Genomic DNA, 13,293 nt, shown 5'->3' with positions numbered 1-13,293 from the left:
CTTATGATGGGATATTTCGCTTATAAACGTTTAGAAACACTATTTGGCATGCTCCTTGATGCGGGTAGCCACCTGTCAGCTCAGAAACTCAGCCAAGATTTACATATTTCAGAACGAACAATCCGAACGGACATAGCCAAATTAACCGAATTCCTCGAAACAAACGGAGCAACCATTACCTTAACTAGAGGTGCGGGATATAAAATAGAAATCCTTGATCCCACTGCCTTTGAAGCGTTTCAGGCCGACAAAAATAAACCGAAAAATGCGGATTATTTTGACTTGGATAACCCGGAAGAACGCGTGAAATATGAGATTTTCTTACTACTTTCTAGCGCTGATTATATTAAATTAGAAGATTTGGCAGATACCCTTTTTGCTAGTCGTGCAACGATCTCTAATGACATGAAACAGGTCCGAACAGTTATCGCATCTTATGATTTAACGCTCGTCTCAAAACCAGGAAGTGGCGTGAAAATTGTTGGGGAAGAAGAAAAAATGCGCTATACGCTAACGGCCCTTATTGCCTCGAAAAAAGCGCCAGAGTCCTACTTAGAAACATTTTTTGAGTGGCATAAACAAAAAGAAAAGTTGCAAAAGTTAATGTCAGCCGTGACGGATTATTTTTTTGCGACCAACATTCGTTTTACAGATGAAGCACTTCAAAATTTGCTCTTACATATGATGATTTTAGTAGAGCGAATTGAACTAGGGCATTCTTTAGAACAATTTGAGTTAACGGATGTTAGCGAAGAAGAAATCGCTATCGCAAATCATTTAGCTGGCATTCTAGCTTCTCTTTTTGAAATTGAAATCTCAGAAGGGGACAAAAACTATTTACTTCTCCAAATTGCTAGTAAACGGATTTTGAATGTGGAAGATAAAGAAATTAGCGAATTCGATGATTATGCCTATATTGAAGGGATGTTAAACCGGATTGAATCGCAATATTTTTATCGTTTGCAAGATGATTTACAGCTAAAAAAAGATTTGATCGCACACATTCATTCCATGCTTTACCGCGTGAAATATCATATGACTGTAAAAAATCCAATGACCGAGCATATTAAACGATACTACCCACTGGCTTACGAAATTACGCTAGATGCAGTGGAATCACTAAAAAAAGATTATCCATACGATATTAATCAAAATGAATTAGCTTATTTGGCGCTTCATATCGGTGCTTCATTGGAACGAAACTATCAAATATCCTATTATCGCCATAAATCAGCGCTCATTGTGTGTGGTTCGGGATTTGGAACTGCACGAATTGTCGAAGCGAAAGTAAAATCAGCCGTAAGTAATTTAGATATTACTAAAGTTGTTTCCATTCAAGAATATAATCGTTTTATTCATATTGAAGAAGATATTATTCTTTCCACCGTCAGAATTCCAGAAAAAAACAAACCAGTTATTAAAATCAGCAATATCCCAACGAACGAAGAATTAAAAATGCTTGGAGCGATTATCGAGGAGCAAACAGACCCTAATCGCGGCTTTTTATCTTCCTTCTTTGACGCTGCGTTTTTTGCAAGAAGTACGCTTACTACTAAGACGGCGATTTTGGAAGAGATGGTTGAGTCACTAAAAAGTAAAAATATTGTTGGCGACGAGTTTTTGAATTCTGTAATAGAAAGGGAACGGCTCGGTTCAACGGTGCTCGGAACTGGAATCGCCATCCCGCATCCTCTAGGCTTAATGGCTAAAGAGACGAAAATCGTCATCAGAATTTTAGATAATCCGATTAAATGGGATCAAAAACAATCTGTTCACGCTGTCTTTTTATTATGTATTAGTAAAAATGATTATGAAGAAGCAATCAATATTTATGAATTACTTGTGGAATTAGTTCGCGAAGAGTACGGCGAAAAACTTGCGGCTTTAAAAAGTTTTACGGATTTTACTAGTTTAGCGAACGATATTTTAAAGAAAAAGTAAAAGCTACCTCCTTTTTATCAAGGAAGTAGCTTTTTTGATGAAGTTTTAGTGAACTTTTTGATTTTACCATTTGGTCAAAGGCGATTTCATGGTACACTAGTAAGGAGAATAATTATACAGATGGAGGATTTAATGAATAGACAAACAGAATTTATTTTGCTTATAATAGGCGCTTCTTTTAGTATCATCACTTTTTTTGCAGCAGCATTATATGCACTGGTTTTTGGATTTAGCGCAATTGTTTTATCGGGTTCACCAACGACTTATGGTGGTTCTGAAGAAATGATTATGTCTTGGATATTTACTTTCTTTTCTATTATTGCTGTGATTTTTACAGTAGCATCAGCTGTTTTTGGATTTATTGGAGCTTTTAAAATTAAAAATAACAGCTCTAAAGTAAAAACAATTGCTGTTTGTTTTATCGTTTTAGGAGGATTGCAAGTTTTTTCAATACAAGGTATTCTATTTTTAATCGCAGGAATTTTAACTCTTACAAAAAAGGAATACAAAACAAATTTTAGAGAAAATGAGGGGATAAAATGGGAATAGCAGTCTTCTTTCCAATATTTTTGATTTTTGCTATGTTTCTAGGACTCGCAGCAAAAGTGCTATTAGCTATTTGGATTTATAAAGATGCAGAACAACGCGGTATGAATGCGATTCTGTGGTGCCTATTAATGATTTTCATCAATGTAATTATTATTCTAGTTATTTATCTTATCGTTCGTACAAAAGGCGAGGTAATGAGAAAAAACTTAGGTCTACTTATTAGTGGAATTGGTGTAGCGGTAGTAAATACCTTTATCGTTATTATTGCCTGCATTTTCTTGCTATTTTTCGTAGCAAATGATGGTGGAATGCATAATATGATGAACGATTATAACTACGATTATGACAATGAATATCAATATGATATGGACAACTGGCAAGAATTTTAATAACATCTGTAAGAATCTGCTACCAAATATGGAGCAGATTCTTTTTATATTTACATAAAAGGGGTATAGACTATAAAAAAGTGAATCTCGACAAGGGGAATTGTTGAATGGATACGGTTATTTTAATAACGGTTATTATCGTTATAATGGGGTTAGCGTTTGATTTTATAAATGGGTTTCACGATATTGCCAATGCCGTTGCTACGAGTATTTCCACTAGAGCGTTAAAACCACGTGTGGCGATTGGGATTGCTGCTGTGATGAACTTTTTAGGAGCGATTTCTTTTACTGGAGTAGCCGAGTCGCTTACAAAGAGTATAGTGGATCCTTTTTCATTAAATAACGGAGAATTTGTGGTTTTATGTGGTTTAATTGCTGCGGTGATTTGGAATTTGATGACTTGGCTTGTGGGGATGCCGAGTAGTTCCTCGCACGCTCTTATTGGTGCGATAGCAGGTGCTTCTATTGCTTCTGCTAGTAGTTTTAGCGTGCTTAATTGGTCTGGATTTACAACGATTATTATCGCGTTAATAATTTCGCCAATCATTGGTTTTACAGTCGGCTATTTAATATATTCGCTGTTTAAAACCCTTTTTCATGATAAAAAACTTGGTAAAATGAATCGGCGTTTTCGTTTTATTCAAATTGGAACTGCAGCCGTTCAAGCATATTCTCACGGAACGAATGATGCCCAAAAAACAATGGGGATTATCACGCTAGCTTTAGTTGCAAGTGGACTTTTAAAAGAATCAGCTGGAATTCCATTTTGGGTTCAAGTTAGCTGTGCGGCTTCCATGGCGATTGGTTCATCTGTCGGTGGTTACCGGATAATCAAAACAGTTGGAACAAAGATTATGAAAATTACACCAGTAACAGGAGTAGCTTCGGATTTAAGTTCGCTTTCGGTAATCATGTCAGCTACTTTAATCCATTTACCAGTGAGTACAACGCAAGTAATCGATAGCTCCATTATGGGTGTTGGAACTGCTAATCATAAAAAAGAAGTAAACTGGCGTACAGGTAAAAATATGGTGGTCACCTGGTTCATCACGTTACCATTAGCTGGACTCTTAGCGGCAGTGGTATACTGGATATCAGCAGCCATTTTCTTATAATTAGGAGGAATTTAAATGAAAATAGAACATGTAGCTTTATGGACAAAAGATTTGGAAAAAATGAAACAATTTTATGTGACTTATTTTGGTGCAACAGCTAATGAGTTATACGAAAATAAAACAAAAGGCTTCAAATCCTATTTTCTCTCTTTTAAAAGTGGGGCAAGACTGGAAATTATGAGCCGCATCGATGTTGCTGGAAAAAACACCGGCGAAAGTTTAGGCTGGGCACATATTGCGATCGCAACGGACTCAAAAGAAGCCGTGGATGAACTAACAGAAAAAATAAGACAAGCTGGTTTTAGTGTCGCTGGTGAGGCGAGAACAACTGGAGACGGCTACTATGAAAGTGTAGTTCTTGATCCAGAAGGTAATCGAATAGAAATCACTTGTTAGTACCTATTTGTCACTAACTTATTTATCATGTAGTATACAGTTATACATATTATTGATGAGGTGAATTTATGGATATTGTAACTAATAAAATTGTCGTAGAGAAATACAACTTTGAAACAACGATGGAAGAAAATCAACCGTTCGAAAACAAAATTGAATTAGAAGTCCATGAAGTAGAACCAGTTGATGGAAACGTAGAATTAATGGCTAAAGGTAAGATTTTTAAAATCACGATTCCGTTTTTACTAGTTCTTGAAAATTTCCGGATTGACGGTCGAATTAGCCGTATTATCCAGTTAAAAGACTTTTTTGGTCAATTTTCTGACTTAGAAGCAAAAGATGTGGAAGATTTATCAAATCCACTAATTGATTATATTAAACGTCTTACTTACGATGTGACCGAAATTGCATTTGATGAGCCAGGGGTTAGTTTAGATTTTAATGCTAATCATAACGGCTAGATAGGAGAAGAAATGCGCCAATATATGAAAATGGTACGCCCATTTGATTTTGTAATTATCGTTGCACTGATTTTGGGTTCGTTTTTACCACTATTGTTATTTTCCGTTGCTGAGGCTAAAAATACCGGCGATGAAGTCGTAGCAATCATTTCACAAAATGGCAAAGTAATTCGGGAAATTCCGCTAACAGGTCATAAAGGAAATGAGCAATTTACGATTAAAGGAAAAGGCGCACAATATAATTTGATGGAAGTAGACGGCGAGCGAATTCGCATCAAAGAAGATAACAGCCCTGACCAAGTGGGTGTTAAAATGGGCTGGAAATCTAAAGCTGGTGACACTATTGTTTGTTTACCCCATAAAGTATTCGTGGAAATAAAATCAACACAGAAAGATAGCAAAGATCCTGATACAGATTTAATTGTGCCAAATTAGAAATACAGCAAGCCCAGTATTTGGGGCTTGATGTTTTTTATTTAATCAAGGAGTTCGATATATCCTTCTGTTCCATTTATTCGAATACGTGCGCCATCCTGTATAATTTTAGTGGCATTTTCGACACCAACAACAGCAGGGAGACCATATTCCCGAGCAATTACTGCACCATGTGTCATCAGCCCGCCAACCTCGGTGATAAGCCCTTTAATCGAAACAAACGCCGGAGTCCAGCTTGGATCGGTAAAAGCTGTAACTAAAATATCGCCATCTTCTAAATCAGCTTTTTCCATATTTAAAATAACGCGTGCCCGACCTTCCACCACACCCGATGAAACAGGCAGACCGAGAATCGTATTTTCCGGAAGGTTTTCGCGGTGATATTGCCCGCTAATCATTTCGCCGTCCGATGTAAGAATCCGCGGTGGCGTCAATTTTTCATAAGAAGCAAAATCGCTTTTTCTAGTATTAATCAGTTGATAATCAGCTTTATTTGTACGAACAACTTCGCGTAATTCCTCAAAATAAAGGAAATAAATATCTTCTTTTTCTGAGATAACGCTACTTCTCACAAGCTCTTCGCCAGCTCGGAGTAACGCGCGCTTATAAATAAAGTAACGATTAATCATTCCGTATTTTGGATACTCGCGATAGCCGATGAAATTACGTAAAGTATCGATTTTCGTTTTTGTTTCGGCCGCTTTTTCAGCCCCGTCTGGAAGCTCTGCTAATTGTTTTAAAAGGGTTTGTTCTTTTTCGCGCGCTTCTTTTTCGCCTTGTTCGAACTTGTGTTTACTTGCATTTGGTTCGAAATTTTTAATATTACTCAAAATTAATGGAACGAGCGCTAACGGGTTTTCGATCCAGCGCGTTTTTGTTAAGTCGATTTCGCCGGCGCAGCGCATTCCGTATTTTTCTAAATAGGTTTCTATTGCATGTTTTGCTTCTTTACCACCTTCTAAATAAGCTAAATCAGCTAAGAAATTCGGATTTTTAGTTTGTTCTAAATAGGTTCTAACAGCTGGATACGGTCGAATAGCGTCGGCTACATCTAACAATTCTAAGCCCATCTTTGAAGTAATATTATTGGGTGCGGATTCAGAAAGTGTATCTGCTACGTTTTTTTCACCAAGCCATTTGCTAATATGCTCGTTTAACCATGCAGACGCGTCCATACCAGCCATAATTGCATCGATGCTTGTCTGGTTAAATAAAACGCTTTTAAGCTCCAGAAGGTCCTCTACAATGAAATCAAACAAGGCGGAACCTGATTTCGTTTTAATCGTCTCATTAAGTTGATTAATGGATGCTTCACTATTTTTTACTAATTCAAAAACGACATCGGGATCAGGAACATTTCGTACAGGTGGTTTGCCTGGTGCGGTCGCATGATTGGGTGTGTTTTCCACTGGTAATGGTGGCAAGAAATCTTTTTTATTAATAACTGTTAAAAGAGCATCTTTAATTAATGGGTCAGACGCGCCAAGTGTATTTACCATCATATCTCTTGAAGTGGGGGAGGATAGGCTTTGGGTAATATCCACGAATAATCTTCCACCAGCTGGATACATCGAAGCAGGGGTTGTCATTAAATAAAAGGAAAGACCAAGTGGCTTCATTGCATCAGTCATCATTTGTTGATGAGCCACAGATATATAGACCCGATTTCCTGGCTCGTCCACCTCAGGAACTGGATAAAGTGTAGTAATCGGACGACTTTGAACAATATAAAATTGTCCCTCAGCCAAACACCATTCAATATCTTGTGGTTTATTAAAATGAGCTTCTATGGTTCTTCCAAGTTTAGCCAGAGTTAAAATTTGTTCATCGGTTAATGTTTGAGCTGTTTGCTTGGATGGCTCCAGTGGCCTCGTTTCCGTTCCGCCTTCTTTTAACCCATATATGGCGATTTTTTTAGTGGCAATGATTTTATTTGTAATAGTATTTTCTTGGATGGTATAGGAATCTGCTGACACTAAACCGGAAACTAGAGCCTCACCTAAGCCGAAACTTGCATCAATAGCTAGTGATTTTCGATTAGACGTGATTGGATCTGCGGTGAATAGGATGCCAGAAGCTTCAGGAAAAATCATTTCTTGAACAACTACAGCCAAATGCACCTTGCTATGTTCAAAATGGTTTTCGTTTCGGTAAATAATAGCGCGCTCGGTAAATAAAGAAGCCCAGCATTTACTAATATGGCGCAGTATTTCATCTCTACCAATAATATTTAAATAAGTATCATGTTGCCCAGCAAAGGAAGTATGAGGGAGGTCTTCGGCGGTAGCGCTAGAGCGAACAGCAAATGCCGCGTTTGCATCGATATTCATAATAGCAGCATCAATTTCAGCGCTGATTTCTGGAGCAATCGGGATATTTTGAATGAGTGTGCGAATCTTTGCGCTAATTTCACGAATGTCCGCTGTGTTTTCACTTTCTTGTAGTGTGAGTTGTTCCAGGAGTTGCTTGAATTCATGGTTTTCTGCTACGGTTTCTTTGTATGCTTCGGTCGTAACGGAAAAACCGGCTGGTACGCGCACGCCTTGAATCTTTGCGCACTCGCTTAAATTCATTCCTTTGCCACCAACTAAGGCTTCATTTGATTTGTTGGTTTCCTGAAATTTCAATACGTATGACGTCATTTCGTTCCCTCCCAAATTTTCGCAAAAATAAATTCTTGACTGTAAAGTAACTATGTTATATAATTAAAGTAGGGATTGCTTTACACAAGTGCATTTGAGCGATTATATCTCTATAAATTTACCACGAATCTAGCTATTTTTCAATTAAAAACAAATATAAAAAAGCAAAATTTCTCGTAATAAGAAATTTTGCTTTTATTTTTATTGTTCGAATTTACATAATGATAAACCTCTAGATTTAGCTTCTGCAATGGTTACAGCTGTTTCGCCGTTTGAATTGTTTAAACCGCGACAGTTTTGGTCGTAATGGTATTTTTTACCAGTTGCAGTGATATAAACCATTTCACCTTGTTTATTACTTGTATCTGGTTTCGGAGCAGAGCGTTTTGCTTCAGCTCGTTTTGCCTCAGCAGCTTTCTTTTCGGCGGCAGCTTTTTCGGCAGCGACTTTTGCATCGGCAGCTCTTTTTTCAGCGGCTGCTTTTTCATCTGCAATTCGTTTTTCTTCTGCGGCAACTCGTTCACGTTCTACTCGCTCTGCCTCAGCTTTTTCAGCAGCAACACGCTCGGCTTCTGCTTTATCAGCAAGCTTTTTCGTGTAACCGGGGCTCATTTCTAATGATAGTGTTTGTTCTTTCGTTTTTCCATCAATAGTAATAGAAAGAACAGCATCTTGGGCACGGTCAAGTTCATTTACACGAAGGCTGAATTTTCCGTCCTCGTCTGCGGTTGCAGTTGCATCTGGATTATCAATAAAATCTAACGTTACTTCAGCGCCAGGGTTTGTTTTTCCTTCGACAACAATAGCTCCGTCATCCGTTGTTTTAAAGGTCTTTTCTGCTTTTAAAAGTGGTTCAACTGTGACTTTCTTTGTTTTTTCTTCTTGCTTAGGTTTCTCTGTGGATGCTTCCTCTTTCTCGCTTGGCACAATAGCAGAGCCAATAAAAATAGCTAAAATCGAACTAATAATTACAATTTGCGTTTTTCTACGTGGCCATTTTTTCTTTCTAAAACTTATAAGCCCATAAATCAACACACCAATACCTACTAGAAACAGTATTGTCCCAAATCCCGTCATAAAAAAACTCCCTCTCCCTTTTTTGTCTAACGATTTATTATAGGCATAATGTGAGGTTGTGCACAAGAGTGTTTAAGTAAAAAAAACTATTTTTTTGTACGTTCTGCTAAGGCATTGCATAAAATTCCAATAAAAAGCATTGAAATCATAAAAATTGTCACAGATTTCATCCATATTATATTAGAAAAAAAGGTGCTGTTGAAATTAAAAAAAACCAAAACAGGACCGATAAATGCTAGTAATAAGCTAATTGGAATCAGATAAAAGGCAAGTTGGCCAAGTTCTTTTAAGTTGTTTTTAATAACAATCATCCTCCTTTTTTAAGCTTTCAACAGGAGTATACTATAAAAAATGGCAAAAAAGAACCCTCTTGAATAATACAGATGATTGCTTTATGATGAAGGAAAGACAAGCGTTTTGGAGGTGCTTAAAGATGACGAAACCAATAGAAGAAATCGGCGCAGAGATTGGCGCTAAAACAGAAAAAGTTGCACGTAAAACTGGAGAAATTGCAGGAACTGTAGCTAAAGTTTCTATTTATGGTTCGATTTGGGCTGTAAAAACTGGGGTAAACAAGTCTCGTGCCTTTACTCGAGGATTTAAACAAGGTTGGTCTGGTAAATAATATAGATAGAAAAGGGAGAAAGTGAATTGTTAAGTTACTTATCGACGCTAAACCCGGTACTTTTAGCATTACTAGCAGGAATCTTCACCTGGGCTTGTACAGCAGCGGGAGCTTCACTCGTGTTTTTCTTTAAAAATTTAAATAAAAAATGGGGCAATGTAATGCTCGGATTTGCTGCTGGTGTTATGCTCGCAGCTAGTTTTTGGTCACTTCTTGCACCGGCGATCGAAATGAGCAAGGATTTAGGGAAATTTTCTTTTGTGCCAGCTTTAGTCGGTTTTTTACTCGGTGGCATATTTTTACGAGTCATTGATCGCATTATTCCTCACTTGCATTTTGGATTTCCCGAACAAGCAAAAGAAGGTCCCAAAACATCACTTCGAAAAAGTATTTTGCTAGTGCTTTCGATTACGATTCATAATATTCCAGAAGGCGCGGCTGTTGGTGTGGCTTTTGGGGCTGTCATAACTGGTGATACGGAAACGCTTATTACTGCTATTGTATTAGCACTTGGAATCGGTATTCAAAATTTTCCAGAGGGAGCAGCTGTTTCGATTCCATTACGCGGGGAAGGTTTATCAAGAGGGAAGAGCTTTTGGTACGGACAGTTATCTGCAGTAGTTGAGCCGATTTTTGCCGTTATCGGTGCTGTTTTAGTTGTTTTTGTTACGCCTATCCTGCCATTTGCGCTTGCATTTGCGGCTGGAGCGATGATTTTCGTGATTGTGGAAGAGCTAATACCTGAATCTCAAGTGGAAGGTTCAGCCGATTTAGCAACGGCTGCAACTATGGCTGGTTTTGCAGTTATGATGGTTTTAGACGTAGCTTTAGGATAAATAATAACCTGCCGTAGAAACGTTATTTAATATTTGCGAAATACGTTTTTTTACGGTAGAATAAATAGTGAAATATTTCACAATATGCTAGTTCTCAGGGGTAATCCTGTAACTATAAATTGGACACGGAAAAAAGCTCCCACTTTATCCGTGTCTTTTTTGTAACAAATGTTACGATTCTGTTGGTTCTATTTTCCTATTTTAGTACAAAAACTAGAAACTTGTTTTTTTTCATGTATAATTGTTTTATACGAAAAACTGGGGAAGGTTTTTCTAAAGGTGAGGTGCATAATGTGAAAATAAGGTGGATTAAATTTTCACTAGTTACGATTCTCATTATTGCCGTGGTTTTTGTTGGTGTCATAGGGTTCCAAAAATACCAATTTTCAAAGTCGCGCAACAAAGTAATAATGCAGATGGACAGACTAATGAAAGACCAAGATGGAGGTAATTTTCGCCGCTTGGATAAGAAAGAGGACGGAGTAGAAATTATTTCTTATATTCCTAAAACTTCCACGAAACAAGACAACGAAATTATCCAGAAAGAAATTGAAAAGGCTAAATCTGCAGAAATAAAGAAATTAAACAGAGATAAAGATAAGCAAGGGATTATTTTTTACACTTATCAAAAGCAGAAAATGGCCGAGCAAGTAGTATCTTACAAAGCTGTCCAATCTGAGTACGTAAAAGAAGGTAAAACTAAATTTGTACTTAAGGACAAAAAAGATATTTGCAAAAACATTGTCACTGACGCCAAAACAGGCGCTCTGTTAACACTTGGGGATGTGTTAATAAAAAATGACGAAACAAAATTAAACTTAAAGACTGCAGCAGAGCAAGAACTTATTAAAACAGGGGACATTCCTTTAAAAGATGTTGGGAAACTCGGAGGAATAAAGAGCTTAGTGAAATGGGATCAAACTGATTTTGAACTTACTAACTCTGAACTAATTGTACCAGTTGAAGCACCAGGGATTTCTGGACCGAAAAAAGTAAATCTAAAACTTGCTGACATTGCTAGTTCTGTGAATAAACGTTACTTACCAAGCAGCGTAAAAGTCCCAGAAATACCAAAAGCAAAAACAAACAAACGTATTGCGCTTACTTTTGATGATGGACCAAGCGCTTCAGTAACACCAGGCGTACTAGATACATTGAAACGCTATGATGTAAAAGCGACATTCTTTGTACTTGGCTCTAGTGTTGTGCAAAATCCAGGTTTAGTAAAACGTGAATTAGATGAAGGGCACCAAGTTGGTAGTCACTCATGGGATCATCCACAGTTAACTAAACTATCGGAACAAGAAGTTTACAACCAGATTCTACAAACCCAAAAAGTTGTTTTTGATCAAACAGGTTATTTTCCAACGACAATGCGTCCTCCTTATGGCGCAGTAAACAAAAAGGTTGCTGATGAAATTGGACTTCCGATTATTCAGTGGTCTGTTGATACAGAAGATTGGAAAAATAAAAACGCAAAAGTAGTCACTCAAAGAGTCCTTGCTGGTGCAACGGACGGAGCGATTGTGCTAATGCATGATATTCATAAAACAACTGCTGCGAGCTTAGATGAAACGTTGAAACAACTGAAAAGTCAAGGCTTCGAATTTGTAACTATTAACGAACTTTATGGAGAGAAATTGCAGATTGGTAAGCAATATTTCGATAAAACAGAGTCGAGAATGGTGAAGTAAAAGAAGAGTAGCTAAGATGAGTAATCATTTTAGCTATTTTTTTATATTTCATGTTAAGTTTCCTTTACGTAAGAGGATTTTTATTTTATACTAAGTGTAAACATATCTTTACATGGTGGTGGTTTTTTGAAAGTTAGTAATAAAGTGAGGCAGTTGCGAGAAGAAAGAGCTATTGGCCAAAATGAGTTAGCTCTTGCATTAGAAGTTTCGCGACAAACAATCCATGCCATTGAAAAAGGGAAGTATAATCCTAGTTTAGAGCTGAGTTTGAAGATGGCGAGGTATTTTCATTTAACGATTGAGGAGATTTTTCAACTAGAGGAGGATTAGTATGAAACGATACATTATTAATCGAGGTATTACGGTAGTTGCAACAATTATATATATGTTTCCACTTCTAGGAATTATTAAAGGGGAAAAAATATTTGGGGATATCGTTACGCCAATTGTTATGATTATTGCGGCTTTAATTGGGACACTAACTTCTATGTTCTTATTTGAAAATAAATCAAAGCGAGAATATGAGAAAGATAAACTAGAAAAAGATGAAAGATATGTCAACAATCGCAAAACGTTTTCTTATTATGCGCTTATCGTTTTAGCTTTGACGATACCAATTGTGTTGATTGTGCTGAATTTATATGGGATTGAACAAATCTCCATTTCGAGTTTGACAATCATTTTTCTTATCTTCTGTTTTGCATATATGATTGCTTTGGAATTCATCCGGAAAAAAGTATGATTGTAGGCAAAATAAAAAACATCCAACTTTTTCGTTGCATGTTGCCTAGCATTTACCAAATTTTGGTGACAATGCCATAAATACTATTACGTGTAATCCAACCATTCACGTGTTTGTGATTATTAGAAATTTGATATTGTTTGCCGCGAATTTTACTAATCTTATGTGTAAAAAAGCTGCCGCGAACTTTGCAAAATACAATGTCATTTACTTTGAGTTCTCTCGTGCCAATCGGTTCTAAACGAACAGGTTGCATCGATTTAATCAAAGGCAACATCGAATTTCCGCCTTCTTTATAACGCTCAATGGTTTCGCCACGTCTGAGTATTTCTACTGCATCAAGGCTTCTCATAATTATGCTCCTTTCTTGTTGTTAGTGCCAGAATAACAA

General features: G+C 37.1%; 15 protein-coding genes. 12 read left to right on the top strand and 3 right to left on the bottom strand.

Features of this window, described 5'->3' with window-relative positions:
- The first annotated feature begins 6 nt into the window (after nucleotides 1-6).
- The 7 genes from OC533_RS06360 (at nucleotide 7) to OC533_RS06330 (ending at nucleotide 5,286) form a co-directional block, all read left to right on the top strand.
- Nucleotides 7-1,941 (top strand): BglG family transcription antiterminator, encoded by a 1,935-nt coding sequence (locus OC533_RS06360; RefSeq protein ID WP_194323540.1) that lies wholly within the window; start codon nucleotides 7-9, stop codon nucleotides 1,939-1,941.
- 132 nt (nucleotides 1,942-2,073) lie between these two features.
- A complete protein-coding gene (locus OC533_RS06355; protein ID WP_033533551.1) occupies nucleotides 2,074-2,490 on the top strand; it encodes a DUF4064 domain-containing protein in 417 nt (138 codons plus the stop codon).
- Nucleotides 2,481-2,879, top strand: a complete 399-nt coding sequence (locus OC533_RS06350; protein ID WP_003770379.1) for a hypothetical protein — start codon at nucleotides 2,481-2,483, stop codon at nucleotides 2,877-2,879. The genes OC533_RS06355 and OC533_RS06350 overlap by 10 nt, the downstream gene beginning before the upstream one ends.
- Before the next feature lie 107 nt (nucleotides 2,880-2,986).
- A complete protein-coding gene (locus OC533_RS06345; RefSeq protein WP_003770381.1) occupies nucleotides 2,987-3,994 on the top strand; it encodes an inorganic phosphate transporter in 1,008 nt (335 codons plus the stop codon).
- A gap of 15 nt (nucleotides 3,995-4,009) precedes the next feature.
- Entirely contained in the window at nucleotides 4,010-4,390 is a 381-nt protein-coding gene (locus OC533_RS06340; protein ID WP_010990405.1) for a VOC family protein, read from the top strand.
- A 68-nt stretch (nucleotides 4,391-4,458) separates the two neighbouring features.
- Nucleotides 4,459-4,851, top strand: coding sequence for a DUF1149 family protein (locus OC533_RS06335; RefSeq protein WP_194323177.1), 393 nt, complete (start codon nucleotides 4,459-4,461; stop codon nucleotides 4,849-4,851).
- A gap of 12 nt (nucleotides 4,852-4,863) precedes the next feature.
- The gene (locus OC533_RS06330) at nucleotides 4,864-5,286 is read left to right on the top strand and encodes a NusG domain II-containing protein (protein WP_003760402.1); all 423 of its coding nucleotides are present in this window, start codon (nucleotides 4,864-4,866) and stop codon (nucleotides 5,284-5,286) included.
- Between the two features lie 41 nt (nucleotides 5,287-5,327).
- On the opposite strand, the gene ppsA is transcribed toward OC533_RS06330, so the two are convergent.
- Nucleotides 5,328-7,928: a phosphoenolpyruvate synthase gene (gene ppsA, locus OC533_RS06325; protein WP_194323178.1), complete on the bottom strand. Its 2,601-nt coding sequence runs from the start codon at nucleotides 7,926-7,928 to the stop codon at nucleotides 5,328-5,330.
- 201 nt (nucleotides 7,929-8,129) lie between these two features.
- Entirely contained in the window at nucleotides 8,130-9,005 is an 876-nt protein-coding gene (locus tag OC533_RS06320) for a hypothetical protein (RefSeq protein ID WP_194323179.1), read from the bottom strand.
- Between the two features lie 433 nt (nucleotides 9,006-9,438).
- On the opposite strand from OC533_RS06320, the gene OC533_RS06315 reads away from it, so the two are divergent.
- The 5 genes from OC533_RS06315 (at nucleotide 9,439) to OC533_RS06295 (ending at nucleotide 12,902) form a co-directional block, all read left to right on the top strand.
- Nucleotides 9,439-9,630 (top strand): hypothetical protein, encoded by a 192-nt coding sequence (locus OC533_RS06315; protein ID WP_003770394.1) that lies wholly within the window; start codon nucleotides 9,439-9,441, stop codon nucleotides 9,628-9,630.
- Nucleotides 9,631-9,656: 26 nt separating this feature from the next.
- On the top strand, nucleotides 9,657-10,466 hold the full coding sequence (locus tag OC533_RS06310) for a ZIP family metal transporter (protein ID WP_003765320.1): 810 nt from the start codon (nucleotides 9,657-9,659) through the stop codon (nucleotides 10,464-10,466).
- Between the two features lie 293 nt (nucleotides 10,467-10,759).
- Nucleotides 10,760-12,160 carry a polysaccharide deacetylase family protein gene (locus OC533_RS06305; RefSeq protein ID WP_160464272.1) on the top strand — a complete coding sequence of 467 codons (1,401 nt, stop codon included), beginning with the start codon at nucleotides 10,760-10,762 and terminating at the stop codon, nucleotides 12,158-12,160.
- A 126-nt stretch (nucleotides 12,161-12,286) separates the two neighbouring features.
- Nucleotides 12,287-12,490, top strand: a complete 204-nt coding sequence (locus tag OC533_RS06300; RefSeq protein ID WP_003760414.1) for a helix-turn-helix transcriptional regulator — start codon at nucleotides 12,287-12,289, stop codon at nucleotides 12,488-12,490.
- A 1-nt stretch (nucleotide 12,491) separates the two neighbouring features.
- Nucleotides 12,492-12,902, top strand: coding sequence for a hypothetical protein (locus OC533_RS06295; protein WP_003760415.1), 411 nt, complete (start codon nucleotides 12,492-12,494; stop codon nucleotides 12,900-12,902).
- Nucleotides 12,903-12,954: 52 nt separating this feature from the next.
- Here OC533_RS06295 and OC533_RS06290 read toward each other — a convergent pair whose 3' ends face one another.
- Nucleotides 12,955-13,254 (bottom strand): hypothetical protein, encoded by a 300-nt coding sequence (locus tag OC533_RS06290; protein WP_003729029.1) that lies wholly within the window; start codon nucleotides 13,252-13,254, stop codon nucleotides 12,955-12,957.
- Between the last annotated feature and the right edge of the window lie 39 nt (nucleotides 13,255-13,293).

Origin of the sequence: Listeria sp. Marseille-Q6474, from assembly GCF_946902005.1 — a bacterium.
GTDB lineage: Bacteria > Bacillota > Bacilli > Lactobacillales > Listeriaceae > Listeria > Listeria innocua.
Note: the sequence above shows the minus strand (reverse complement) of the source record. Positions and strands in the feature narration are given on the sequence as shown.